This is a genomic window from Streptomyces sp. PL-25 (assembly GCF_058344915.1).
Window position 1 is genome coordinate 6379507 of the sequence record NZ_CP136997.1, and the last position, 23315, is coordinate 6402821.

Below are 23315 nucleotides of genomic sequence, written 5' to 3' on the forward strand. Positions count from 1 at the left end.
CCGAGGAGGTACCCGATGTGCCGTCTGTTCGGCCTCAGCAGCGCCCCGCGCCGCACCCGCGCCACCTTCTGGCTCCTGGACGCCCCCGACAGCCTCAGCAAGCAGAGCCACCGGGACCCGGACGGCACCGGCCTCGGCTACTTCGCCCCGGACGGCACCCCGCGGATCGACAAGGCCCCGATCGCCGCCTTCGAGGACCGGGCGTTCGCCGAGGACGCCCGGCGGGCGGAGTCCGCCACCTTCCTCGCGCACATCCGCTACGCCTCGACGGGCGGCCTGGACGCGCGCAACACCCATCCGTTCGCGCAGGACGGGCGGCTGTTCGCGCACAACGGCGTCATCGAGGGCCTGGACCGGCTCGACGCGCACCTGGGCGCCGACCGGTCACTGGTGACCGGTGACACCGACTCCGAGCGGTTCTTCGCGCTCATCACCCGCGAGATCCGCGAGCACGGCGGCGACGTGGGCGCCGGTGTCCGGCGGGCGGCCGGCTGGATCGCCGCGAACCTGCCCGTCTACGCCCTCAATCTGATCCTCGTCACCCCGGACGAACTGTGGGCGCTGCGCTACCCCGACACCCACGAGCTGTATGTGCTGGAGCGCCCGGTGGGCGGCCCGCACGGGGGACGCCACCTCGACCACAGCGGGGCCCGGGGGCGGATGCGGGTGCACTCGGCCGACCTGGCCGGGCTGCCCGCCGTGGTCGTCGCCAGCGAACGCATGGACGACAACCCCGGCTGGCGCCTCATGGCACCGGGCGAACTCCTGCACGTCGGCCCGGACCTCGCCACCACCGCGCACACCGTCCTGCCCGACCCGCCGGCGCACCGGCTCACCCTGGCCGATCTGCGTCCCGAGGCCGCCGCGTCCCAGAAGGCCGCCTGACCCTCCGGCGGGCACGGCACGGCACGGTGCGGTGCGGCCCGGCCGGAGGACGGCCGGACCGACGCCGTGTCAGATGCGGACGCCGAACTGGTACGGCATGTTGCTCATCGACTCGTACCGCACGACGGCGCCGGTGTGCGGGGCGTGCAGGACCATGCCCTTGCCCGCGTACAGGCCGACGTGGTGCAGGTCGCCGTAGAAGAAGACCAGGTCGCCGATCTGGAGCTGGCTCTGCGAGTAGATGCGCTGGCCGGCGTTGGCCTGGGCCTCGGACTGGCGCGGGATGGTGATGTTCGCCTGGGCGTAGGCCCAGGAGGTCAGGCCCGAGCAGTCGAAGGTCGAGGGCCCGTTGTGGGCGTACTGGTACGGGCTGCCGATCTTCGACTGGGCGGCGGCGAAGGCGGCGCCCGCGTGGCCGCTGCCCGGGGTGATGTTGCCCAGGTCGACCCGCTCGGTGCCGCGGGTGGCTCGGGTCTGCTCGGCCTGGGCGAGCTGCTGCTTCTCCTGCGCGGTGAGCGTGTTCAGCAACTGCCGCGCCTCGGCCAGCTTGCCCTGGACCTGCTGCTTCTGGCGGCCCAGTTCGGTGCGGGTGGCGGCGAGGTCCCTGAGCTTGCCGGTGGCCTCGGCGCGCTGCTGGGCGAGCTGGCGCTGCTTGTCCTGGATCTTCTTCAGGGAGTCGGCCTGCTGCCCGCTGACCTGGCTGAGGGTGGCGGCCTTGTCCAGGTACTCGTCCGGGTGCGAGGACAGGAATAGCTGGAGGGAGGGGTCGATGCCGCCGCTGCGGTACTGGCCCGCGGCCATCGAACCGAGGCCGTCGCGCAGCTTGTTGAGGTCCTGCTGGCCGCGGGCGACGTTGTCCTGGATGGTGGAGATCTCCTTCTGGAGCTTCTCCTGCTTCTCCTTGGCCCCGTTGTACTTCTCGGTGGCCTGCTCCGCCTGCTCGTAGAGCGTGTCGACCTTGGACTTGACCTCGTCCTTGCTGGGCTTCTCGCTCGGTGCCGCGTTGGCCGACTGCGCGCTGATCGCGACGGCGGCGGCTGCCGCGGTGGTGAGCATGGTCACCCGGGCACGGCTGGGCTGTTTGGGTCGACGGTGGGACGCCACGGAAGCGAACTCCTTCTGCTGGGTGAACTCCCGTTCGGGAGTTCGAGTTTAAACCTAGTGATCCGGGCTCGTCGGCGCCAGGCTCGGGGCGTTCCGTTTCCTGCGCTCCACCTGGTAGGAAGTTGCAGCCCCGGCGCGTAACCTGGCGCCCCATGAAGATCCTCATCAGCGCGGACATGGAGGGCGCCACCGGTGTGACCTGGCCGGCCGATGTGCTGCCGGGGACGCCGCAGTGGGAGCGGTGCCGGTCGATGTTCACCTCGGACGTCAACGCCGCGGTGCTCGGCTTCCTCGACGGCGGCGCCGACGAGGTCCTCATCAACGAGGCCCACTGGTCGATGCGCAACCTGCTGCTCGAAGAGCTGGACGACCGGGCGCAGATGCTCACCGGGCGGCACAAGTCGCTGTCCATGGTGGAGGGCGTGCAGCACGGCGACGTGGACGGCATCGCCTTCGTCGGCTACCACGCGGGCGCCGGCATGGAGGGCGTCCTCGCCCACACCTACCTGGCCAACTCCATCACCGGGGTGTGGATCGACGACGTACGGGCCAGCGAGGGACTGCTCAACGCGCATGTGGTCGCCGAGTACGGCGTGCCGGTGGTCCTCGTCACCGGCGACGACGTGGCCTGCGAGGACGCGCTCGGGTACGCGCCCGAGGCGCTGAAGGTCGCCGTCAAGGACCATGTGTCGCGGTACGCGGCGGTGTGCCGCACCCCGGCCCGCACCGCCGCCGACATCCGCGCGGCGGCCCGTGAGGCGGCCGCCCTGGCGGTGCGCCGTCCGCCGGTCGCGGGCGGCCCGTTCACCGTCGCGGTCGAGTTCGACGCCGAGCACCTGGCCATGGCCGCCACCGTGGTGCCGGGCGTCACCCGGGCCGGTGAGCGCAAGGTGGCCTACACCAGCGCGACCATGTACGAGGGAATCCGCACGTTCAAGGCGGTCACCACGATCGCTTCGGCCGCCATCGAGGAGCAGTATGGCTGACGCGCAGGCACTGGACGAGGTCGTCCGCTTCACCTCCGACCTGATCCGCATCGACACCACCAACCGGGGCGGCGGCGACTGCCGCGAGCGCCCGGCAGCCGAGTACGCCGCCGAGCAGCTCGCGGCGGCCGGTACGCGGCCGGTGCTCCTGGAGCGGACCCCGGGCCGGACCAATGTGGTCGCCCGGATCGAGGGCACCGACCCGTCCGCGCCCGCCCTGCTCGTCCACGGTCATCTCGATGTGGTGCCGGCCCAGGCGGCGGACTGGAGCGTGCACCCGTTCTCCGGCGAGGTCCGCGACGGTGTCGTGTGGGGCCGGGGCGCCGTCGACATGAAGAACATGGACGCGATGATCCTCGCGGTGGTCCGCTCCTGGGCCCGCCAGGGGGTGCGGCCCCGCCGGGACCTGGTCGTCGCCTTCACCGCCGACGAGGAGGCCAGCGCCGAGGACGGCTCCGGATTCCTCGCCGAGGAGCACCCCGAGCTGTTCGAGGGCTGCACCGAGGGCATCAGCGAGTCCGGCGCGTACACCTTCCACGACGGCGCCGGACGGCAGATCTACCCGATCGCCGCCGGGGAGCGCGGCACCGCCTGGCTGAAGCTGACCGCGCGCGGCCGGGCCGGCCACGGCTCCCGTGTGAACACGGAGAACGCGGTGACCCGGCTCGCCGCCGCGATCACCCGGATCGGTGCCCACCAGTGGCCGCTGCGGCTCACCCCCACGGTCCGCGCCGCCCTCACCGAACTGGCCGCCCTGTACGGCCTGGAGGCCGAGCCGGCCAGCCTGGACAGCGCGGACGGCGCGGACGGCGCGGACGGCGTGGACGTGCTGCTCGACAAGCTCGGCCCCGCCGCCCGCCTGGTGGAGGCGACGCTGCGCAACAGCGCCAACCCGACCATGCTGGACGCCGGTTACAAGGTGAACGTCATCCCGGGCGAGGCCGTCGCCCATGTCGACGGACGGTATCTGCCCGGCGGCGAGGACGAGTTCCGCGCCACCCTGGACCGGCTCACCGGGCCCGACGTGGACTGGGAGTTCCACCACCGCGAGGTGGCGATCCAGGCCCCCGTCGACTCCCCGACGTTCGCCGCGATGCGCGCCGCCGTCCAGGAGTTCGCGCCCGAGGGCCATGTCGTGCCGTACTGCATGGCGGGCGGCACCGACGCCAAGCAGTTCTCGCGGCTCGGCATCACCGGCTACGGCTTCTCGCCGCTGAAACTGCCCGCGGGCTTCGACTACGACGCGCTGTTCCACGGCGTCGACGAACGTGTCCCCGTCGAGGCGCTGCACTTCGGTGTCCGTGTGCTCGACCGCTTCCTGCGGACGTCCTGAGCGAGTTGGGAGAAGGAAACAGTGGAGACCCTGCCGTACGGTTCCTGGCCCTCGCCGATCGACGCGGCGCTCGCCGCCGCGCACGACGGAAAGCCGGAGTTCGTGGGTTTCGTCGGCGACGAGGTGTGGTGGACCGCGCCCCGGCCCGCCGAGGGCGGGCGGCGGACGCTGGTGCGGCGGGGTGCCGACGGCACCGAGGAGCCGGTCCTGCCGCCGCCGTGGAACGTGCGCAGCAGGGTCATCGAGTACGGCGGCCGGCCCTGGGACGGGACGGTCGTGGACGGCACCCCGCTGGTCGTCTTCGTGAACTTCGCCGACCAGCGGCTCTACCGCCACGAGCCCGGCGGCACCCCGCGCCCGCTCACCCCCGTCTCCGCGGTGGGCGGCGGACTGCGCTGGGCCGAGCCGCAGTTGCTCGTCGACCGCGGCGAAGTCTGGTGCGTACTGGAGGAGTTCACCGGCGAGGGACCCACCGACGTGCGGCGCGTCCCGGCCGCCGTACCGCTGGACGGATCGGCCGCCGAGGACCGGGACGCGGTGCGCGAACTGACCGCCGAACGGCACCGGTTCGTGACCGGGCCGCGCCTGTCGCCGGACGGGCGCCGGGCCGCCTGGCTGGCCTGGGACCACCCGAGGATGCCCTGGGACGGCACCGAACTCCTGGTCGCCGACGTCAGCGACGACGGCCGCCTCACCGCGCCCCGAACCGTCGCCGGCGGCCCCGAGGAGTCCGTCGCCCAGGCGGACTGGGCCGCCGACGGCTCCCTGCTGTACGCGAGCGACCGCGGCGGCTGGTGGAACCTCTACCGCGACGGGCGTCCGCTGTGCCCGCGCGAGGAGGAGTTCGCCGGGCCGCTGTGGAAGCTCGGGCAGCGCTGGTTCGCGCCGCTGGACAGCGGTCTCGTCGCCGTCGTGCACGGCCGCGGCGCCACCGCCCTCGGCATACTCGACCCGGAGAGCGGCGAGGTCGTCGACGCGGCCGGGCCCTGGGGCGAGTTCGACGCCACTCTCGCGGTGCACGGCGGGCGGGTGATCGGCGTCGGCGCCGGACCGCACGGCTCCCACGAGGTCGTCGAACTGGACACCCGCACCGGACGGGCCCGCGTCGTCGGCGCCGCCCACCGCGACCCGGTCGACCCCGCCCACTACCCCGAACCGCGGGTGCGCACCTTCACCGGACCGGGCGGCCGCGAGGTGCACGCCCACGTCTACCCGCCGCACCACCCCGGCCTCTCCGCGCCCGCCGGGGAACTGCCGCCCTACGTGGTGTGGGCGCACGGCGGGCCCACCAGCCGGTCCCCGCTCGTCCTCGACCTGGAGATCGCCTACTTCACCTCACGCGGCATCGGCGTCGCCGAGGTGAACTACGGCGGCTCCACCGGATACGGCCGCGAGTACCGCGAGCGGCTGCGCGAACAGTGGGGCGTCGTCGACGTCGAGGACTGCGCGGCCGTCGCGCTCGCCCTCGCCGACGAGGGCACCGCCGACCGCGACCGGCTGGCGATCCGGGGCGGCAGCGCGGGCGGCTGGACCACCGCGGCCTCGCTGACCGGCACCGACGTCTACGCCTGCGGCACCGTCCTCTACCCGATCCTCGATCTGACGGGCTGGGGCACGGGGGAGACGCACGACTTCGAGTCGCAGTACCTGGAGAGCCTGGTGGGACCGCTCGCCGAGGTGCCCGAGCGGTACGCCGAGCGTTCGCCCGCCGAGCACGCCGACCGGATCACCGCGCCGTTCCTGCTGCTCCAGGGCCTGGACGACGTGATCTGCCCGCCCGTGCAGTGCGAACGTTTCCTCGCCCGGCTCCGCGGACGCGACGTACCGCACGCCTACCTCACCTTCGAGGGGGAGGGGCACGGCTTCCGGCGGGCCGAGACGATGGTGCGCGCCCTGGAGGCCGAACTCTCCCTGTACGCCCAGGTGTTCGGCCTGGAGCCGGCCGGGATCCCCACCCTGGAGCTGGGCACATGAAGGAACTGCTGCGTCCCGCCCGGCTCGCCCCCGGCGCCCGCGTCGCCGTGGTCGCCCCCAGCGGGCCCGTCCCCGAGGAACGGCTCCAGTCCGGTCTCGACGTACTGCGCGGCTGGGACCTGGACCCGGTCGTGGCACCCCATGTGCTCGACCGGCACGAGGAGTTCGCCTATCTCGCCGGGGCCGACGCCGACCGGGCCGCCGACCTCCAGCGGGCCTGGTGCGACCCGTCGGTGGACGCGGTGCTGTGCGCCCGGGGCGGCTACGGGGCGCAGCGCATGGCCGACCTGCTCGACTGGGAGGCCATGCGCGCGGCCGGGCCCAAGGTGTTCGTCGGCTTCAGCGACATCACCGCGCTGCACGAGGCGTTCGCCGTCCGGCTGGGCCTGGCCACCCTGCACGGGCCCATGGCCGCCGGGATCGACTTCCTCAAGAACGCCCGCGCGCAGGAGCATCTGCGGGCCACCCTGTTCACGCCCGAAGCGGTCCGGGTGATCCCCTCCGACGGGACGGCCCTCGTCCCCGGGCGGGCCCGGGGCGTCACGCTCGGCGGCTGCCTCGCCCTGCTCGCCGCCGACCTCGGCACGCCGCACGCCCGGCCGTCCGCCGCCGGTGGCCTGCTCTGCCTGGAGGACGTCGGCGAGGAACCGTACCGCCTGGACCGCTACCTCACGCAACTGCTGCGGGCCGGCTGGCTGGAGCGGGTCGGCGGGGTGCTGCTCGGCTCGTGGAAGGACTGCGGCGAACCCGAGCGGGTGCGCGCGCTGCTCGCCGACCGGCTGGGCGGACTCGGTGTGCCCGTCGCGGCCGACTTCGGGTTCGGGCACTGCGCGGGCGCCCGCACGATGCCCTTCGGGGTGGCCGCCGAACTCGACGCGGACGCGGGCACCTTGACGCTGGACACACCCGCGCTGCGCTGACCGGCGCCACCGGTGCCCGCGCAGCCCGGCGGAACGCCGCACACCGCGTCCCGCCGAGGGGCCCGGCTGATCACGGACGAGGACCGGGCCGGGTTCCTGGTTCTGCGAGAGACCCGGCGGCGCCATCGCCGGACCCATCAGCATCAACAACACGGCCTCCCTCGCGCTCGCCCGCTCCTGAGGCTTCCGGCGGGAGGGCTGCTCGCCGAAGACGCCGTACGCCGACGGGGCCTGGCGCGACCAGGAACGCCGGGCGCTCAGCGCCGGGACGCCGACTTCCGGTTGATCTTCATCGTGTCCAGGTCGGTGACGGTCGAACGCAGGTCCCGGAAGCCGCAGCCGAGCGCCCGCAGCGCACCCTCCGCGCGGTCCTCCGCGAGCGCCGCCGCCATCTCCTCGCCGTCCGCGGCGTCCGACACCACCACGTAGCGCATCGAGAAGTGCTTCAGCGGAACCGGTTCGTAGGACAGCGAACCCTCCTCGGTGAACCGCATGCTCGTCATGCCGTGGTCGCCCGCCTCGGCGAGCAGCCGCGCCCGCGCCTCGTCGGTCAGCCCGTCCCAGGTACCCCGGACGATGACCCGGTAGGTGTGCTGCTCGCTCATCGCGTCCCGTACTCCTCGGTGCCGTGCGTGTCCGCGCGCGCGGACACGGCCGAAGCCCCGACTGTACGTCGCCCGCCGGGCCGCGGCCCACGGGATTTCCCCGCCGCCCGGCACGGGCCCGCCCGCACGCTTTGCGCAATCCTGACGTGTGCCGCCCCTGGTCAGCTCCCCGCTCACCGGGTTCCATGGTGATCGTGACGACGATCCGACGTGAGGTACTGACGCTCCCCGCCGCACCACTGGGCCCGGACAACCCGCTGCCCGCGCTGCGCCCGCTCGACGAGGCGCACCGCATCGAGGACCGGGACCGGGCCGGCCTGCCGCACGACATGGCCCGGCAGATCGGCTACGCCCCCCTGCACAGCCTGCTGCCCGCGCGGATCCGCGACGGCTACGGCCGCACCCGGCGGCCGGCCGCCGTCGACGCCCTCGTCCTGGAGAACGACCGGCTGCGCGCCACCGTCCTGCCCGGCCTCGGCGGCCGCGTCGCCTCCCTCGTGCACAAGTCCACCGGCCGCGAACTCCTCTACCGCAACCCGGTGTTGCAGCCCGCCAACTTCGCCCTCAACGGCGCCTGGTTCTCCGGCGGCATCGAGTGGAACATCGGCGCCACCGGGCACACCACCCTGTCCTGCGCACCCGTGCACGCCGCCCGCGTCCCCGCCCCGGACGGCGGCGCCATGCTGCGCCTGTGGGAGTGGGAGCGGCTGCGCGACCTGCCCTTCCAGGTGGACCTGTGGCTGCCCGAGGGCTCCGACTTCCTGCACGTCGGCGTCCGCGTCCGCAACCCGCACGAGCGGCCCGTGCCCACCTACTGGTGGTCCAACATCGCCGTCCCCGAGGAGCGCCGGGTCCTCGCCCCGGCCGACGAGGCATGGCTCCCCCACTGCCTGAACGGCGTGGGAGGTACCCCCATCGGCTACGAACGCCGCCTCACCCGCGTCCCCGTCCCCGAACACGACGGCACCGACCGCACCTACCCCCTCAACAGCCCTTACGCCGCCGACTACTTCTACGAGGTGCCCGACGAGCGGCGCCGCTGGATCGCCGCCCTCGACGAGGACGGCACGGGTCTGGTGCAGACCTCCACCGACGCGCTGCGCGGGCGCAAGCTGTTCGTCTGGGGCTCCGGGCCCGGCGGACGGCGCTGGCAGCAGTGGCTGACCGAGCCCGGCACCGGCGGCTACTGCGAGATCCAGGCCGGTCTGGCCCGCACCCAGCTCGAACACGTACGCCTGGAGCCGGAGAGCGAGGTGGCGTGGCTGGAGTCCTACGGACCGCTCGACGCGCCCGCCCCGGCGGGGGAGTGGGACGCCGCCGTACGGCGCACCGAGGAGCGTCTCGAAGAGGTCCTGCCGCGCGCGGCCGTCGAGGCCGCCCACGCCGCCTGGCGGCCGTACGCCGACACCGAACCGGAGGAGATCCTCAGCGCCGGGTCCGGCTGGGGCGCGCTCGAAGTCCTGCGCTCCGGCTGGAAGCTGCCCGGCACGCCGTTCTCCGAGTCCGCCCTCGGCGCCGCCCAGGAGCCCTGGCGGGAACTGCTGCGCACCGGCTCCTTCCCCGAGCGGCACCGGCAGGACCCGCCCGGCGAGAGCCTGGTCGCCCCGCACTGGCGGGACCTGCTGGAGACGGCGCCCGTCGGTCCGCTGGCCGAGTACCACCTCGGTGTCGCCCAGTGGCACGCGGGCGACCGCGCGCAGGCGGTGCGCAGTTGGGAGCGCGCCCTCGAACGCGCCGCGCTGCGCTGGCCGTCGCTGCGCTGCCTGGCCGTCGCCGACCAGGAGGCGGGCCACCACGAGCGGGCCGCCGACCGGTACACCGAGGCGTTCGACGACCTGTGCCGCGCCGCCACCGGGCAGGACGGGCAGGACGGGGAGGACGGGGAGGACGGGGAGGACGGGGAGGACGGCGACGTCAGCGCCGCCGTCGCCGTCGCCGCCCTGGGCCGCGAGGCGATCGAGGCGCTGCTGCACTCGGGCCGGGCGGCCGGTGCGCGGTCCGTGTGGGACCGGCTGCGCGCCGCCACCCGCGCACGCGGCCGGTTCCGGCTGCTGGAGGCCGAACTGCTGCTCGCGGAGGGGCACCGCGACCGCGCCCGCGCCGTCTTCGAGGACGGCTTCGAGGTCGCCGACCTCAGGGAGGGCGACGAGCGGATCGGCCGGGTGTGGGAACGGGCGGTGGGCACACCGCTGCCGGAGCGCCACGACTTCCGGATGCGGCCGTCGTCGCACTGACCGCCCTGGGCGGGCGCCCCGGTGCCGGTCAGCCGCGGCGGTCCACGTACTCGTACACCGACCCGTCCGGATGCACGGCGATGAGATTGCGGCCCGCCGGGGTGCCGACCGGGCCCGCGATCACCCGGGCGCCGAGCGAGGTCAGCACCCGGGCCGCCTCCTCGACGTCCGCCACGGCGATCGTCGCCGACACCTTGCGCAGCACCTCCAGCTCGGCCGCGGGCCCGCTCATCAGCAGAAAGCAGCCGACCGCGGCCACCCGCACCCCGCCGCGCTCGAACCGGAGGGCCGGGGTGCCCGCCAGACGTTCGTAGAAGGGGACGGCGGTCTCCAGGTCGTCGACGCAGACGCGCAGGCTGGTTCCCAGAATCTCCATGCCAGGGAGCCTAGTTGGACGCCCGGCCCGGCGGAGATCGTTTGCGCCGACTGCCGCGGGGCCGCCGGACCGGCCACGCGTGACGCGTCCATGCGCGGGTACCCGCAGCTCCATGGAGCGCCTCGAACACATGGAGCATCTGGACAAGCACCTGGTCGACGAACTGGCGCAGGTGGCGCGCGAGACGGTGCGCGACGAACTGCGCGAGCAGGCCCGCAGGCAGCGCCGTACGGCCCTGCTGTACGCCGCGTCGGGCGCGGTCGCCCTGTACGCGGGCGCGGCCGTCGCGCTCGCCGTGGGACTGGCCCTCGCGATCGGACTGCCCGGCTGGGCCGCCGCCCTGATCACGGCGGCGGTGCTGGGCGCGGCGGCCTATGCGCTGCGCCGCGCCGCGCGGCCGGGGGCACCGGGGGCGGCACCGGGAACAGCGGCAGCGGGGGTGGCGGGCGGTCCGGAGGCGGCCCGTGCGCCGCACCCGGCGGCCTCGCACGTGCCGCCGATGCCGCCGAGCCCGCCCGCCGTGCCGCGTCCGCCGCACACCCGGGGGGACGACGTGTCCTGAGCGGCACCCCGACAGCAGCATCCGGCGTCCGCCTTGATCTCGATGGGGCGGACGCCGGTGCGGGCGGGGCGCGTCAGTGCGGGAGCTGCGGCAGCACCTTCGTACGGTAGAAGTCGAAGAAGCCGCGCCGGTCGGGGCCGATCTGGTTGACGTACACCCGGTCGAAGCCCGCGTCGGCGTACTCCCGCAGCGTGGCCGCATGCCGGTCCGCGTCGTCGCCGCACACCACGTTGGCACGGACCATGTCCTCGGTGACCAGCGGCTCCAGCTGCTCGAAATGGCGGGGTGTGGGCAGCACCTGGCCCATCTCGCCGGGCAGTTGCTCGTTGTACCACAGCCGGTGCACGGTGCGGACGCACTCCTCGCGGTCGTGCCCGAAGCACACCTTCGTCCCGCCGCTGACGAGCTTGGCCCCGCCCCCGCCCTTGCGGTACTGCGTGACCATCTCCTCGTCCGGCGTCATCGTGATGTACCCGTCGCCCACCCGCGCCGCGAGCGAGGTCGCCTTCGGGCCGAAGCCGGAGACGTCGATCGGCACCGGCTCCTCGGGGACCGTGTACAGGCGGGCGTTCTCCACCGTGTAGTGCGTGCCGTGATGGTTCACCTCCTTGCCCGTGAACAGCCGGCGCATCACCTGGATCGCCTCCTCCAGCATCTCCAGGCGGACATGCGCGGGCGGCCAGCGGTCGCCGAGGATGTGCTCGTTGAGCGCCTCCCCGGTGCCCACACCGAGCCGGAAGCCGCCCTCGGCCATCACCGCGGCGGTCGCCGCGGCCTGCGCCACCACGGCCGGGTGCATCCGCACCGTGGGACAGGTCACCGCCGTCTCGACGGGCAGCGACACCGCCTCGGACAGCGCCCCGATCACCGACCACACGAACGCGCTCTGACCCTGCGCGCCGTTCCACGGATGGTAGTGGTCGGAGATCCACAGGGCTTCGAATCCGGCCTGCTCGGCCATTCTGGCCTGCTCGACGAGTTCCGCCGGGCTGTGCTGCTCGCAGGACAGGAAGTAGCCGTACTCGGGCATGGGGCGAACCTCCACGAAGGGGCGGGCGGGACCGCGCACCCGAGTACCCGGGCGAGGGGACGGAAACCGGCGTGGGACCGCCGGGCGGGGGCGCGCGGCGCCGGGCCGCGCACACGTTTGGGCGCCCCGGCCCGGGGGACGCGGAAAGCTCCGTACCAGGTACGCCAGAGCGCCGGAGGAGGCGAACCGTGGGTCGACCCCGCATCGTGATCGTGGGCGCCGGTTTCGCCGGTTTCCACGCGGCCCGGACCCTGTCCCGGATGTCCCGGAACAGGGCCGACATCACCGTGCTGAACCCGACCGACTACTTCCTGTACGTGCCGCTGCTGCCCCAGGTGGCCGCGGGTGTGCTGGAGCCGCGCCGGGTCGCCGTCTCGCTCTCCGCCGCCCTGCCCGGGGTCCGCCTGGTGCTCGGCGAGGCCGGCCGGGTCGACCTGGACGCGCGCACCGTGCACTTCACCGGCCCCGAGGGGGATCCGGGCACGCTCGGCTACGACCGGCTGGTGCTGGCGGTCGGCAGCGTCAACAAGCTGCTCCCGGTCCCCGGTGTCGCCGAGCACGCGCACGGCTTCCGCGGCCTGCCCGAGGCGCTGTACCTGCGCGACCACGTGACCCGCCAGATGGAACTGGCCGCCGCGGAGGACGATCCCGCGCTCCGTGCCGCCCGCCGCACCTTCGTCGTGGTCGGCGCGGGCTACACCGGGACCGAGGTGGCCGCGCACGGCAAGATGTACACCGACGCGCAGGCGCACGGGCTCCCGCCGCACCACGGGACGCGGCCCCGCTGGCTGCTCCTGGACATCGCGGAGCGCGTCCTGCCCGAGCTGGACGAGCGGCTCTCGCGCACCGCCGACCGGGCGCTGCGGGACCGGGGCGTCGAGGTGCGCATGGGCACCTCGGTGAAGGAGGCCACCCACGAGGGGGTGCTGCTGACGGACGGCGGGTTCGTGCCGACCCGCACCCTCGTGTGGTGCGTGGGCGTACGCCCCGACCCGCTGGTGGAGAGCACCGGGCAGGACCTGGAACGCGGCCGGATCGTCGTGGACCCCTACCTCCAGGTGCCGGGACGGCCCGAGGTGTTCGCCTGCGGCGACGCGGCGGCCGTGCCCGACGCCCACCACCCCGGCTCCTTCACCCCGATGACCGCCCAGCACGCCTGGCGGCACGGCCGGATCGCCGCGATCAACGTCGCCGCCTCGCTCGGCGCCTGCGCACGGCGGCCCTACCGCCACCGCGACCTGGGCTTCGTCGTGGACCTCGGCGGTGCGCGGGCCGCCGCCAACCCGCTGGGCCTCCCGCTGTCCGGGCTGCCGGCCGCCGCCGTCACCCGCGGCTACCACCTGGCCGCGATGCCGGGCAACCGGGTCCGGGTGGCCGCCGACTGGCTGCTGGGCGGTGTACTGCCGCGCCAGGCCGTCCAGTTGGGACTCGTACGGTCCTGGTCCGTGCCGCTGGACACCGCCTCCCCGGAACTGGCCCGGGTGGGCGGCGGGCCGGGCGGCAGAAGCGGCGGGACCTGCAAGGACGGCAAGGACGGCAAGGACAGCAAGGACGGCGAGGACGGCAAGGACGCAGCAGACGGCGCGGAGGGCGCGGAGGGCGCGGAAGGCGAGAGCGTCACCGAGATCATCGACAACACCGAGAAGGCCCAACTGGCGGGCGCCGAACCGGCACCGCACACTCCGGCACCGCACACTCCGGCACCGCACACTCCGGCACCGCACACCCCGGCCCCGGAGACCGGCTCCCGGTCCGGCCGGTCCGGCCCCGGGACCGGTGCGAAGCGGCCCCCGGAGACCGGCCGGGAGTCCGTGCCGAACCGGTCCGCGCGCCGGCACAGCCCGAGGGGCCCCGACCCCGGCCCGGCGGCGCACCACGAGCACCACCCCGCTCCCGGCCCGGTCAAGCGGGCCGACATCCCCGCGGAAGGAGACTCATGAACCACGCCGAACTCGTCGACCTCGGCCAGCAGTTGCGCGTCGACAGTGTGCGGGCCGCCGCCGCGGCGGGCTCCGGGCACCCCACGTCCTCCATGTCGGCCGCCGACCTGATGGCGGTCCTGCTCGCCCACCATCTGCGCTACGACTTCGACCGGCCCGAACACCCCGGCAACGACCGCTTCGTGCTGTCCAAGGGGCACGCCTCCCCGCTGCTGTACTCCGCCTACAAGGCGGCCGGCGCCGTCGACGACGACGAACTGCTCACCTTCCGCAAGCTGGGCAGCCGTCTGGAGGGCCACCCCACCCCGCAACGGCTGCCGTGGGTGGAGACCGCCACCGGGTCGCTCGGCCAGGGCCTGCCCATCGGTGTCGGCATCGCCCTGGCGGGCAAGCGCCTCGACCACGCCGACTACCGCGTCTGGGTGCTGTGCGGCGACAGCGAGATGGCCGAGGGATCGATCTGGGAGGCCGCCGAGCACGCCGGGTACGAGCACCTGGACAACCTGACCGTGATCGTGGACGTCAACCGGCTCGGCCAGCGCGGTCCCACCCGGCACGGCCACGACCTGGACGCCTACGCCCGCCGCTTCCGCGCCTTCGACTGGCACACGATCGAGATCGACGGCCACGACGTGGACGCGATCGACCGGGCCTATGGCGAGGCCGCCTCCACCAAGGGCCAGCCCACCGCGATCATCGCCCGCACCCTCAAGGGCAAGGGCGTCAAGGACACCGAGGACCGCGAGGGACTGCACGGCAAGCCGCTGAAGGACGCCGACGAGGCGATCGAGGAACTCGGCGGCCCGCGCGACCTGCGCGTCCAGGTCCACGAACCGCCCTCCGCGCGCTCCCTGCACGCCGTGGGCGACGGCAGCCTCGAACTGCCCCGCTGGGAGCGCGGCGAGCAGGTCGCCACCCGCGACGCCTACGGACACGCGCTGGCCGCGCTCGGCACCGCGCGCGGCGACGTGGTGGCCCTGGACGGCGAGGTCGGCGACTCCACCCGCTCGGAGTTCTTCGCCAAGGAACACCCCGACCGCTACTTCGAGTGCTACATCGCCGAGCAGCAGATGGTCGCCACGGCGGTCGGCATGGCCCGGCGCGGCTGGGTGCCGTACGCCTCCACGTTCGCGGCGTTCCTGACCCGGGCGTACGACTTCGTGCGGATGGCCGCCGTCAGCGGTTCCGGGATCAACCTCAACGGCTCGCACGCGGGCGTGTCGATCGGCGAGGACGGGCCCAGCCAGATGGGCCTGGAGGACCTGGCCATGATGCGGACCGTGCACGGTTCGACCGTGCTCTACCCGTGCGACGCCAACCAGACCGCGCGGCTCGTCGCCGCGATGGCCGGCCTGGACGGCATCCGCTATCTGCGCACCTCGCGCGGCGAGAGCCCGGTGCTGTACGGGCCCGACGAGGAGTTCCCGGTCGGCGGCAGCAAGGTGCTGCGCTCCTCGGACCGGGACCGGCTGACGATCGTCGCCGCGGGGGTCACCCTGCACGAGGCGCTCTCCGCCGCCGACTCCCTGGACCGGGAGGGCATCCCCGTGCGCGTCGTCGACCTGTACTCCGTCAAGCCCGTCGACCGGGCCACCCTGCGCCAGGCCGCCGAGGACACCGGGTGCCTGCTCACGGTCGAGGACCACCGGGAGGAGGGCGGCATCGGCGACGCGGTGCTCGACGCCTTCCTCGACGGCCGCCCGGTGCCCCGCCTGGTCCGGCTCGCGGTGCGCAGCATGCCGGGCTCGGCCACTCCCGCCGAGCAGCTGCACGCGGCGGGCATCGACGCGGAGTCCATCGCCGCCTCCGCCCGGCTCCTGGTGGAGGAAGCGGTGGTGCCGTGAGCGGAAGCCCCCGCACGGTACGGGCCGGCCGGCGCACCCTCGAGGTGCACCGGCCGGACAAGGTTCTGTTCCCGGCCACCGCGGGCTGCCCCGCCTACACCAAGGCCGACCTGGTCGGCCACTACCGCGCCGTGGCCCCCTTCATGCTGCCCCACCTGCGCGGCCGGCCGCTGATGCTGGAGCGCCGCCCGGACGGCCTGGACGGCCCCGTCTTCATGCAGAAGAACACGCCCGCGTACTACCCGGACTGGATCACCCGCGCCGAGGTCGCCAAGGAGGACGGCACCGTCACGCACACCGTCTGCGACGACACCGCCACCCTGGTGTACCTCGCGGACCAGGCGTGCCTGACCCCGCACCGCTGGCTCTCCCGGGCCCGCGCGCCCGAGCGGCCGGACCTGATGATCTTCGACCTCGACCCGTCCGGCGACGACTTCGCGCCGGTGCGCGAGGCGGCCCGGCTGCTGGGCACGCTCCTGGACGAGCTGGGCCTGCCCGCGGCCCTGATGACCACCGGGTCCCGCGGACTGCACGTGACCGTGCGCCTCGACGGGCGGTGCGGCTTCGACGAGGTGCGGGAGTTCGCCCGGGACACCGCCGGACTGCTGGTCGCCGGCCACCCCGACCGGTTCACCACCGCGGCCCGCAAGAAGGACCGCGGCGAGCGGCTCTACCTGGACGTCCAGCGCAACGGCTACGCCCAGACCGCGGTGGCGCCCTACGCCGTACGGGCCCGGCCGGGCGCGCCCGTCGCGATACCCCTCTCCTGGGACCAGCTCGACGATCCGGCGCTCGGGCCGCGGCGCTGGACTGTCGCCGACGCCGTCGACCAGGCCCGCACGCGGCCCTGGTCCGGGCTGCCCGCACGCGGCCGGGCGCTGGGTCCCGCCCGGCGGCGGCTGGATGCGCTGCGTGACTGAGGTTTGGCCAAGGAACCTGCGGCCACACGAAGAGGAGAGGTGGTCATGGCGAACACAGAGACCCCAGAAGAGCCGGAGGATCCGGAAGAGCCGGAGAACGCGGCGGAGTCGCAGGAACCACAAGAGCCCCGGAAGCCCCGGGGATCCCAGACAGCACAGAAGCCTCAGAAAACACAGAAGTCACAGCAGTCGGGCAGCGGCCACCACGAGGACCGCCAGGCCTCGCCGCGGCCCCGGCCGATGGAGGTGCTGCGCGAGGCGCGCGCCCAGTTCGGCGAGCTGACCGGCCTCGTCCCGGAGTCCGTCACGAGTTTCGAGCGGACCGGGGACGGCTGGTCGCTGGAGCTGGAGGTCCTGGAACTGGCCCGCGTGCCCGACACGATGAGCCTGATGGCGAGCTACGAGGTCGAACTCGACCCCGAGGGCCAGCTCACCGGATACCGGCGGCTGAGCCGCTACGAACGCGGCCGGTCCGACGCCCGCAAGCACGGCGGCCGGTGACCTCCGGGGCAGCCCGAGGCAATCCATTTTCACACGGAAAACACACCTTTTTCCACACGGGAAACACACCCTCACACGAGAAGAGGAGGCACGGTCGGCATGACCGTTGTCCCGGCACAGACGTCCGGTGGTGGAGGCGGCAGCAGTGGCCTCTACGACGTACTGGAACTCGTCCTCGACAGGGGACTGGTGATCGACGCGTTCGTGCGGGTTTCGCTGGTGGGCATCGAGATCCTGAAGATCGACGTACGCGTCGTCGTGGCCAGCGTCGACACATATCTGCGCTTCGCCGAGGCGTGCAACCGGCTCGACCTGGAGTCCGGCCCGCACAAGAGTCCGGGCCTGCCGGACCTCGTCGGCGAGGTCACCGAGTCCGGCGCGCGCGGCAAGTCCAAGGGGGCGCTGTCCGGCGCCGCCCAGACCGTCTCCGACGCCTTCAAGCAGGCCCGCTCCGAGAGCTCGGGCGAGTCGGAGTCCCGTCCGCGACCGCGCAGGACGTCCTCGGCGCGCCGGAAGGAGGAGCAGGAGTGAGCACGTACGTCTACGGCATCACCGCCGCCTCGCACCCCGCGCTGCCCGAGGGACTGACCGGCATCGGCGACCCGCCCCGGCCGGTCCGCGTCCTGACGGCGGGCGAACTGGCCGCCGTGGTCAGCGACGCACCCGAGGACCTGCGCCCCAAGCGCCGGGAACTCCTCGCCCACCAGGGCGTGCTCGGGGAGGCGGGCGCCGCCGGCTGTGTGCTGCCCATGCGGTTCGGCAGCGTCGCACCGGACGACGACGCCGTCACCGGTGTGCTCACCGAGCGCGCCGAGCACTACAAGGAACGCCTGCGGGCACTGGACGGCAAGGTCGAGTACAACATCAAGGCCAGCCATGTGGAGGAGGCCGTCCTGCACCACGTGATGGCCGACAACCCGGAGATCAGGGCCCAGGCCGAGGCCAACCGGCAGGCCGGCGGCGGCAGTTACGACGACAAGATCAGGCTGGGCGAGATGGTCGCCGCGGCCGTCAAGGCCCGGGAGGCGGAGGACGGCGCCCTGGTGATCCGGGCGGTCGAGTCGCACGCGGCGGCGGTCAGCGAGGGCCCGGCGTCCACGGGCTGGCTCGTCAACGCCTCCTTCCTGGTCGGCCGGGACGAGGCGGCCGGCTTCCTGGAGGCCGCCGAACAGGCCCGCAAGGACCTGCCCCATCTCGAATTGCGCGTCAACGGCCCGTTGCCGCCCTACAGCTTCGTCGAGCCAGGCCCGGCCGAGCCCGCGGGCACAGCGGCGGGAGCCGACGCGGGAGCGGAGTGACGCCATGGGACTGATCTCGGAGGTGCTGCTGCTGCCGTTCGCACCGGCGCGCGGCAGCTCCTGGGCGATCAGACAGGTGCTGCGCGAGGCGGAGCGCATCTACTACGACCCGGCCACCGTCCGGGCCGAGCTGGCACGGCTGGAGGAGCGTCTGGAGGCGGAGGAGATCACCGAGGAGGAGTTCGACCGCCAGGAGGACGAGCTTCTGGACCGGCTGGAGATCGGCCTGCGCGGCGGCGCGGGGACGGGTGAGGGGACGGCACGATGAACCGAGTGGGACTGGGCCTCGCGGTAGGGGCCGGATATCTGCTGGGGCGGACGAAGAAGGCGAAACTCGCCTTCGCGGTGGGCAGCCTGGTCGCGGGCAAGAAGCTGAACCTCGGTCCGCGCGCCCTGGCGGACCTGCTCAACCAGCAGCTCAAGGACAACCCCCAGTTCAAGGAGATCGGGGACCAGCTGCGCCAGGACCTGCGGGGTGTCAGCAAGGCGGCCTCCGGGGCGATGGTCGAGCGGCAGATGACGGCACTCGCCGACCGGCTGCACGGCCGTACGGCCCAGGTGCGCGACGAACTGGCCGGCGCGGTGCCGGACGGCGGCTCCGGCGACGGGGCCGAGGACGGGCGCCAGGACGGCGACGACGGCGACGGCGGCGACGACGACTACGAGGACCGCGGCGAGGGCCGCGAGGCCGACGAGGACCAGGGGCAGGACGCGCGGGAGGAGTCCCGGAGGAAGGCGCCCGCGAAGAAGAGCCCCGCGGACCCCGCGAAGAAGGCCGCCCGCAAGGCACCGGCCGCGGAGCCCGCCGAGAAGGCGGCGAAGAAGGCCCCCGCCCGCAAGGCGGCGGCGAAGAAGACAGCCCCGGCCCGCAAGGCGGCGGCGAAGAAGACGGCCGCGGCCGGCCGGGCTTCCGGCGCCGCCCGGTCCAGGTCGGCGAAGGGCGGCGGTGAACGATGACCGAGACCTTGGGATCCGCGGCCTCGACCGCGGGCAGGACGGCGGGCGGAGCGGCCAAGGGCAGCCCGCTGGGCGACCTGGCCCACAGCGAGGCCGCCGACCGGCTCAAGGCGGAGGCGCAGGAGTACCTGTCCGCCCAGGCCGAGCGGCTGCTGGCCGGCCTCGGCCGCAAGCTCGGCGAGACCACCGGGAAGCTCAACGACATCGCCGAGGGCAACAGCCCCGGCTTCGCGCGCCTCGCCCTCGAAGGCGGCCGGAAGGTCGCCGAGGGCAAGGGGCCGGTGCGCTCCGTGCTGGAGCTGGGCGCCTCGCACGCCAAGGACAGTGTGATGGGCGCCCTGAAGAACCTGGGCGGCGGCAAGGGCAAGGGCAAGGGCAAACGCGGCGGTGGCAACAAGCCGATCGTCATCATCGAGTCCGTCGACGTCGGCGTCCCGCTGCGCACCGCCTACGACCAGTGGACCCAGTTCCAGGACTTCAGCACCTTCGCCAAGGGCGTCAAGAGCGCGAGCCGCGCCGACGACACGCACTCCGACTGGCAGGCGAAGATCTTCTGGTCCAGCCGGAGCTGGAAGGCCCACACCGTCGAGCAGATCCCCGACTACCGCGTCCAGTGGACGTCGGAGGGCGCCAAGGGCACCACGAAGGGGGTCGTCTCGTTCCACGAGCTGGAGGAGAACCTGACCCGCGTCCTGCTGGTCATGGAGTACTACCCCAGCGGATTCTTCGAGAAGACCGGCAACATCTGGCGGGCCCAGGGCCGCCGCGCCCGGCTCGACCTGAAGAACTTCGCCCGCTTCATCACCCTCAAGGGCGAGGCGGAGGACGGCTGGCGCGGGGAGATCCGCGACGGCGAGGTCGTCCAGAGCCACGAGGACGCGGTCGCCGAGGAGGAGAAGGCCGAGGGCACCGAGGAGGACCAGGAGGAGTCCTACGAGTCCGAGGAGGAGCCCGAGGAGGAGCCCGAGGAGGAGCCCGAGGGCGAGGGACCCGAGTACGAGGACGAGGCGGAGGACGAGTACGAAGACGAGCCCGAGGGCGAGGAGGAGAGCGACGCGGAGGACGAGGCGGCGGACGCCGACGAGGGCGGAGCGGAAGAGGAAGACGCCGAGGAAGACGCCGAGTACGAGGACGAGTACGCCGAGGGCGGGAGCCGTCGATGACGACCCCGAGCAGGCTGCCGGACCCGTACGGCTCGGGAAGCGGCGCCAATCTGGCCGACATCCTGGAGCGGGTGCTGGACAAGGGGGTCGTCATCGCGGGCGACATCCGGATCAACCTGCTCGACATCGAACTGCTCACGATCAAGCTCCGGCTGGTCGTCGCCTCGGTGGACAAGGCCAAGGAGATGGGCATCGACTGGTGGGAGAGCGACCCGGCGCTCTCCTCCCGGGCCCGCCGCGACGAGCTCACCCGGGAGAACGCCGCGCTGCGCGAGCGGCTGGCGCGTCTCGAGGAACTGGAACAGGGCAGCACGGTCCGCAAGGAGGCACCATGACGGGACTGCGGTACGTCTACGCCGTCTGCCGCCCCCTCGGCGCGCCCCTCCAGGCGCAGCTGACCGGGGTCGCGGGCGCGCCGGCCAAGTCGCTGACCCACCACGGCCTGGTCGCCGTCGTCAGTGAGGTGCCGGAACGGGACTTCTCCGAGGAGGCGCTGCGCGCCCGTCTGGAGGACCTGGACTGGCTCGCCGCCACCGCCCGCGCCCATCAGGGCGTCATCGACGCGCTCACCGTCGTCACCACCCCGCTCCCGCTGCGGCTGGCCACGGTCTTCCGGGACGACAGCGGGGTACGCGCGATGATCGAGTCCCGCGAGGAGCACTTCCGGCGGACCCTGGAGCGCCTCCAGGGCCGGGTGGAGTGGGGCGTCAAGGTGTATGTGGAGCCCGAGCGGTCCGAGGAGCCGGCGGCCGCGGGCGCCGGGCGCAGGCCCGCGTCCGGCCGGGACTATCTGCGGCAGCGGCGGCAGGAGTCCCGGGCCCACGAGGACCGGTGGCAGCGGGCCGAGACGTTCGCCACCCGGCTGCACGGCAAGCTGTCGGCGTTCGCCGAGGAGTCCCGGCTGCACGCCCCGCAGAATCCCGCGCTCTCCGGCGCCGCCGGGCAGAACGTGCTCAACGCCGCCTATCTGGTGCCGCGCGCGCATTCCGAGGAGTTCGTGGAACTCGTGGACCGCACGAAGGACGAGGCACCGGGGCTGCGGGTGGAACTGACGGGCCCCTGGGCTGCGTACTCGTTCGCCGGGGAGAACCCCGAGGGTGATGCCGGGGAGAACCCATGACCGTCATCGAGCGCCGGGAGATCGCCCTGGTCGACCTGCTGGACCGGCTGCTGGCCGGCGGGGTCGTCATCACGGGCGACGTCACGCTGCGGATTGCGGACGTCGACCTGGTCCGGATCGACCTGAACGCGCTGATCAGCTCGGTGAACGCACAGGTTCCCTCGCCGTTCGACCCTCTCATGGCCGTCGAAGGGCCGCAGGAGCCCCGCGAACCCCTGGAGGAACCGTCGTGAGCGCGCGCAAGCGTCTGGAGCTGGAACCCGACACCGTCGAACGCGACCTGGTCAAGCTCGTCCTCACCGTGGTCGAGCTGCTGCGCCAGCTCATGGAGCGGCAGGCCGTGCGCCGCTTCGACGTGGGGGACCTGTCCGAGGACCAGGAGGAGCGGATCGGTCTGACGCTGATGCTGCTGGAGGACCGCATGGCCGAGCTGCGCGACCGCTACGGACTGCGGCCCGAGGACCTGAATCTGGACCTCGGGCCGCTGGGACCGCTGCTTCCCCGGCAATGACCCGGCAATGACCCGGCAATGACCTGGCAATGCCCCGGGGACGACCGGGAACGAACCGGGACGACCGGGAACGCTCCGGGGCCGGGGGAGTCGGAGAGTCCGCGAGGGAATCAGCCTTCCTTGCGGCACAGAACCTCTCCGTGCAGGACCGCGAACCAGCCGTCCTCCCGCCGCCCCCACGCGCGCCAGGCTCCGGACACGGCCCGCAGCTCCTCCTCGGTGGCGTGGCCGCCGGCGGTGGCCCGCTCGGCGTAGGCCGACGCCAGTGTGCGGTCGGCCCACAGCCCGCTCCACCACTCCCGCTCCTCGGCGGTGGCGTAGGTCCAGGTGCCGGAGGTCGCCGCCACCGCGGACTCCGGGAAGCCCGCCCGCAGCGCCCAGGAGCGCAGCCGCCGCCCCGCGTCCGGCTCGCCGCCGTTGGCCCGCGCCACCCGCCGGTACAGGTCCAGCCAGTCGTCAAGACCCGCCATCTCGGGGTACCAGGTCATCGCCGCGTAGTCCGCGTCCCGGACCGCGACGATCCCGCCGGGCCGCGTCACGCGCCGCATCTCGCGCAGCGCCCGCACCGGATCCCCGACGTGCTGGAGCACCTGATGGGCGTGGACCACGCAGAACGTGTCGTCCGGGTAGTCCAGGGCGTGCACGTCCGCCACGGCGAAGTCGATGTTGCCGAGTCCCCGTCCGGCCGCCGTGGCGCGGGCCTGCTCCAGGACGCCCGGCGCCCGGTCGACGCCCGTGACATGGCCGTCGGGCACCAGTTCCGCCAGGTCGGCGGTGATGGTGCCGGGGCCGCAGCCGATGTCCAGCACCTTCATGTGCGGCTTGAGCGAACCGAGCAGGTAGGCCGCCGAGTTGGCGGCGGTGCGCCAGGTGTGCGAGCGCAGCACGGACTCGTGGTGCCCATGGGTGTAGACGGCCGTCTCCCGCGGTTCCGGCATGGCGGTACCCCTTCTCCTGACCTGTCCCCGCACGGGCCGCGCGGCCCCGGGGCGGTACGGATCACGGTACGCGCGCATGCCGAATGATGAGACCTGCGTTTCACCATACGGACT

25 protein-coding genes are annotated in these 23315 nt (G+C 73.5%); 20 read left to right on the top strand and 5 right to left on the bottom strand.

The annotated features are described in order from the left end of the window. The first annotated feature begins 15 nt into the window (after positions 1–15). Complete coding sequence (locus R4Z62_RS28325; RefSeq protein WP_491521272.1) at positions 16–885, top strand: class II glutamine amidotransferase; 870 nt, start codon at positions 16–18, stop codon at positions 883–885. A 69-nt stretch (positions 886–954) separates the two neighbouring features. Here R4Z62_RS28325 and R4Z62_RS28330 read toward each other — a convergent pair whose 3' ends face one another. Then, the gene (locus R4Z62_RS28330; protein WP_491521273.1) at positions 955–1989 is read right to left on the bottom strand and encodes a C40 family peptidase; all 1035 of its coding nucleotides are present in this window, start codon (positions 1987–1989) and stop codon (positions 955–957) included. Positions 1990–2141: 152 nt separating this feature from the next. On the opposite strand from R4Z62_RS28330, the gene R4Z62_RS28335 reads away from it, so the two are divergent. From R4Z62_RS28335 to R4Z62_RS28350, 4 genes are read left to right on the top strand one after another with little or no spacing between them, the layout of a single operon-like run. Next, entirely contained in the window at positions 2142–2975 is an 834-nt protein-coding gene (locus R4Z62_RS28335) for a M55 family metallopeptidase (RefSeq protein WP_018571731.1), read from the top strand. Continuing rightward, positions 2968–4308 carry a M20/M25/M40 family metallo-hydrolase gene (locus R4Z62_RS28340; protein ID WP_491521274.1) on the top strand — a complete coding sequence of 447 codons (1341 nt, stop codon included), beginning with the start codon at positions 2968–2970 and terminating at the stop codon, positions 4306–4308. The genes R4Z62_RS28335 and R4Z62_RS28340 overlap by 8 nt, the downstream gene beginning before the upstream one ends. Before the next feature lie 21 nt (positions 4309–4329). Continuing rightward, complete coding sequence (locus R4Z62_RS28345) at positions 4330–6282, top strand: dipeptidyl-peptidase 5 (protein ID WP_491521275.1); 1953 nt, start codon at positions 4330–4332, stop codon at positions 6280–6282. Beyond that, positions 6279–7202 carry a S66 peptidase family protein gene (locus R4Z62_RS28350; RefSeq protein WP_491521276.1) on the top strand — a complete coding sequence of 308 codons (924 nt, stop codon included), beginning with the start codon at positions 6279–6281 and terminating at the stop codon, positions 7200–7202. The genes R4Z62_RS28345 and R4Z62_RS28350 overlap by 4 nt, the downstream gene beginning before the upstream one ends. A 257-nt stretch (positions 7203–7459) precedes the next feature. On the opposite strand, the gene R4Z62_RS28355 is transcribed toward R4Z62_RS28350, so the two are convergent. Then, entirely contained in the window at positions 7460–7807 is a 348-nt protein-coding gene (locus tag R4Z62_RS28355; RefSeq protein WP_064536072.1) for a DUF6204 family protein, read from the bottom strand. Positions 7808–7992: 185 nt separating this feature from the next. On the opposite strand from R4Z62_RS28355, the gene R4Z62_RS28360 reads away from it, so the two are divergent. Next, positions 7993–10041 (top strand): DUF5107 domain-containing protein, encoded by a 2049-nt coding sequence (locus tag R4Z62_RS28360; protein WP_491521277.1) that lies wholly within the window; start codon positions 7993–7995, stop codon positions 10039–10041. 28 nt (positions 10042–10069) lie between these two features. Here R4Z62_RS28360 and R4Z62_RS28365 read toward each other — a convergent pair whose 3' ends face one another. Continuing rightward, the gene (locus R4Z62_RS28365) at positions 10070–10417 is read right to left on the bottom strand and encodes a VOC family protein (RefSeq protein WP_491521278.1); all 348 of its coding nucleotides are present in this window, start codon (positions 10415–10417) and stop codon (positions 10070–10072) included. Between the two features lie 112 nt (positions 10418–10529). Between R4Z62_RS28365 and R4Z62_RS28370 the strand changes: the two genes are divergently transcribed. Next, positions 10530–10979 carry a phage holin family protein gene (locus R4Z62_RS28370; RefSeq protein WP_381740110.1) on the top strand — a complete coding sequence of 150 codons (450 nt, stop codon included), beginning with the start codon at positions 10530–10532 and terminating at the stop codon, positions 10977–10979. Positions 10980–11052: 73 nt separating this feature from the next. Here the strand turns inward: R4Z62_RS28370 and R4Z62_RS28375 are convergent, their stop codons facing one another. Next, positions 11053–12009 (bottom strand): TIGR03557 family F420-dependent LLM class oxidoreductase, encoded by a 957-nt coding sequence (locus tag R4Z62_RS28375; RefSeq protein WP_491521279.1) that lies wholly within the window; start codon positions 12007–12009, stop codon positions 11053–11055. A 188-nt stretch (positions 12010–12197) separates the two neighbouring features. On the opposite strand from R4Z62_RS28375, the gene R4Z62_RS28380 reads away from it, so the two are divergent. The 13 genes from R4Z62_RS28380 to R4Z62_RS28440 all read left to right on the top strand — a co-directional run bounded on the left by R4Z62_RS28380 (position 12198) and on the right by R4Z62_RS28440 (position 22263). After that, positions 12198–13949 (top strand): NAD(P)/FAD-dependent oxidoreductase, encoded by a 1752-nt coding sequence (locus tag R4Z62_RS28380; RefSeq protein WP_491521280.1) that lies wholly within the window; start codon positions 12198–12200, stop codon positions 13947–13949. After that, the gene (locus tag R4Z62_RS28385; protein ID WP_491521281.1) at positions 13946–15793 is read left to right on the top strand and encodes a transketolase; all 1848 of its coding nucleotides are present in this window, start codon (positions 13946–13948) and stop codon (positions 15791–15793) included. Before R4Z62_RS28380 ends, R4Z62_RS28385 begins: the two co-directional genes overlap by 4 nt. Beyond that, the gene (gene ligD, locus R4Z62_RS28390; RefSeq protein ID WP_389600963.1) at positions 15790–16713 is read left to right on the top strand and encodes a non-homologous end-joining DNA ligase; all 924 of its coding nucleotides are present in this window, start codon (positions 15790–15792) and stop codon (positions 16711–16713) included. Before R4Z62_RS28385 ends, ligD begins: the two co-directional genes overlap by 4 nt. Before the next feature lie 45 nt (positions 16714–16758). Next, the gene (locus R4Z62_RS28395) at positions 16759–17214 is read left to right on the top strand and encodes a gas vesicle protein GvpO (protein WP_491521282.1); all 456 of its coding nucleotides are present in this window, start codon (positions 16759–16761) and stop codon (positions 17212–17214) included. A gap of 99 nt (positions 17215–17313) precedes the next feature. After that, entirely contained in the window at positions 17314–17745 is a 432-nt protein-coding gene (locus R4Z62_RS28400; RefSeq protein WP_064536087.1) for a gas vesicle structural protein GvpA, read from the top strand. Then, entirely contained in the window at positions 17742–18512 is a 771-nt protein-coding gene (locus R4Z62_RS28405) for a GvpL/GvpF family gas vesicle protein (protein ID WP_064536089.1), read from the top strand. The genes R4Z62_RS28400 and R4Z62_RS28405 overlap by 4 nt, the downstream gene beginning before the upstream one ends. Before the next feature lie 4 nt (positions 18513–18516). Continuing rightward, positions 18517–18780, top strand: coding sequence for a gas vesicle protein GvpG (locus tag R4Z62_RS28410; RefSeq protein WP_064536091.1), 264 nt, complete (start codon positions 18517–18519; stop codon positions 18778–18780). Further along, entirely contained in the window at positions 18777–19469 is a 693-nt protein-coding gene (locus R4Z62_RS28415; protein WP_491521283.1) for a DNA primase, read from the top strand. The genes R4Z62_RS28410 and R4Z62_RS28415 overlap by 4 nt, the downstream gene beginning before the upstream one ends. After that, positions 19466–20632 carry an SRPBCC family protein gene (locus R4Z62_RS28420; RefSeq protein WP_491521284.1) on the top strand — a complete coding sequence of 389 codons (1167 nt, stop codon included), beginning with the start codon at positions 19466–19468 and terminating at the stop codon, positions 20630–20632. Before R4Z62_RS28415 ends, R4Z62_RS28420 begins: the two co-directional genes overlap by 4 nt. Then, the gene (locus tag R4Z62_RS28425; RefSeq protein ID WP_018571748.1) at positions 20629–20967 is read left to right on the top strand and encodes a gas vesicle protein; all 339 of its coding nucleotides are present in this window, start codon (positions 20629–20631) and stop codon (positions 20965–20967) included. Before R4Z62_RS28420 ends, R4Z62_RS28425 begins: the two co-directional genes overlap by 4 nt. After that, positions 20964–21752 carry a GvpL/GvpF family gas vesicle protein gene (locus R4Z62_RS28430; RefSeq protein WP_064536095.1) on the top strand — a complete coding sequence of 263 codons (789 nt, stop codon included), beginning with the start codon at positions 20964–20966 and terminating at the stop codon, positions 21750–21752. The genes R4Z62_RS28425 and R4Z62_RS28430 overlap by 4 nt, the downstream gene beginning before the upstream one ends. Next, on the top strand, positions 21749–21985 hold the full coding sequence (locus tag R4Z62_RS28435; protein ID WP_064536097.1) for a gas vesicle protein: 237 nt from the start codon (positions 21749–21751) through the stop codon (positions 21983–21985). The genes R4Z62_RS28430 and R4Z62_RS28435 overlap by 4 nt, the downstream gene beginning before the upstream one ends. Then, positions 21982–22263 (top strand): gas vesicle protein K, encoded by a 282-nt coding sequence (locus tag R4Z62_RS28440; RefSeq protein ID WP_064536099.1) that lies wholly within the window; start codon positions 21982–21984, stop codon positions 22261–22263. The genes R4Z62_RS28435 and R4Z62_RS28440 overlap by 4 nt, the downstream gene beginning before the upstream one ends. A gap of 110 nt (positions 22264–22373) precedes the next feature. Here the strand turns inward: R4Z62_RS28440 and R4Z62_RS28445 are convergent, their stop codons facing one another. Then, positions 22374–23201, bottom strand: coding sequence for a class I SAM-dependent methyltransferase (locus tag R4Z62_RS28445; protein ID WP_491521285.1), 828 nt, complete (start codon positions 23199–23201; stop codon positions 22374–22376). Positions 23202–23315 lie beyond the last annotated feature (114 nt).

What these genes read in the sequence shown, in the direction of transcription:
- R4Z62_RS28430 (WP_064536095.1), top strand. Translation starts at nt 20,964, where the DNA reads ATGACGGGACTGCGGTACGTCTACGCCGTCTGCCGCCCCCTCGGCGCG.
- R4Z62_RS28365 (WP_491521278.1), bottom strand. Translation starts at nt 10,417, where the DNA reads ATGGAGATTCTGGGAACCAGCCTGCGCGTCTGCGTCGACGACCTGGAG.
- R4Z62_RS28370 (WP_381740110.1), top strand. Translation starts at nt 10,530, where the DNA reads ATGGAGCGCCTCGAACACATGGAGCATCTGGACAAGCACCTGGTCGAC.
- R4Z62_RS28325 (WP_491521272.1), top strand. Translation starts at nt 16, where the DNA reads ATGTGCCGTCTGTTCGGCCTCAGCAGCGCCCCGCGCCGCACCCGCGCC.
- R4Z62_RS28435 (WP_064536097.1), top strand. Translation starts at nt 21,749, where the DNA reads ATGACCGTCATCGAGCGCCGGGAGATCGCCCTGGTCGACCTGCTGGAC.
- R4Z62_RS28410 (WP_064536091.1), top strand. Translation starts at nt 18,517, where the DNA reads ATGGGACTGATCTCGGAGGTGCTGCTGCTGCCGTTCGCACCGGCGCGC.
- R4Z62_RS28415 (WP_491521283.1), top strand. Translation starts at nt 18,777, where the DNA reads ATGAACCGAGTGGGACTGGGCCTCGCGGTAGGGGCCGGATATCTGCTG.
- R4Z62_RS28335 (WP_018571731.1), top strand. Translation starts at nt 2,142, where the DNA reads ATGAAGATCCTCATCAGCGCGGACATGGAGGGCGCCACCGGTGTGACC.
- R4Z62_RS28340 (WP_491521274.1), top strand. Translation starts at nt 2,968, where the DNA reads ATGGCTGACGCGCAGGCACTGGACGAGGTCGTCCGCTTCACCTCCGAC.
- R4Z62_RS28385 (WP_491521281.1), top strand. Translation starts at nt 13,946, where the DNA reads ATGAACCACGCCGAACTCGTCGACCTCGGCCAGCAGTTGCGCGTCGAC.
- R4Z62_RS28420 (WP_491521284.1), top strand. Translation starts at nt 19,466, where the DNA reads ATGACCGAGACCTTGGGATCCGCGGCCTCGACCGCGGGCAGGACGGCG.
- R4Z62_RS28375 (WP_491521279.1), bottom strand. Translation starts at nt 12,009, where the DNA reads ATGCCCGAGTACGGCTACTTCCTGTCCTGCGAGCAGCACAGCCCGGCG.
- R4Z62_RS28395 (WP_491521282.1), top strand. Translation starts at nt 16,759, where the DNA reads ATGGCGAACACAGAGACCCCAGAAGAGCCGGAGGATCCGGAAGAGCCG.
- R4Z62_RS28350 (WP_491521276.1), top strand. Translation starts at nt 6,279, where the DNA reads ATGAAGGAACTGCTGCGTCCCGCCCGGCTCGCCCCCGGCGCCCGCGTC.
- R4Z62_RS28425 (WP_018571748.1), top strand. Translation starts at nt 20,629, where the DNA reads ATGACGACCCCGAGCAGGCTGCCGGACCCGTACGGCTCGGGAAGCGGC.
- R4Z62_RS28355 (WP_064536072.1), bottom strand. Translation starts at nt 7,807, where the DNA reads ATGAGCGAGCAGCACACCTACCGGGTCATCGTCCGGGGTACCTGGGAC.
- R4Z62_RS28445 (WP_491521285.1), bottom strand. Translation starts at nt 23,201, where the DNA reads ATGCCGGAACCGCGGGAGACGGCCGTCTACACCCATGGGCACCACGAG.
- R4Z62_RS28360 (WP_491521277.1), top strand. Translation starts at nt 7,993, where the DNA reads ATGGTGATCGTGACGACGATCCGACGTGAGGTACTGACGCTCCCCGCC.
- R4Z62_RS28400 (WP_064536087.1), top strand. Translation starts at nt 17,314, where the DNA reads ATGACCGTTGTCCCGGCACAGACGTCCGGTGGTGGAGGCGGCAGCAGT.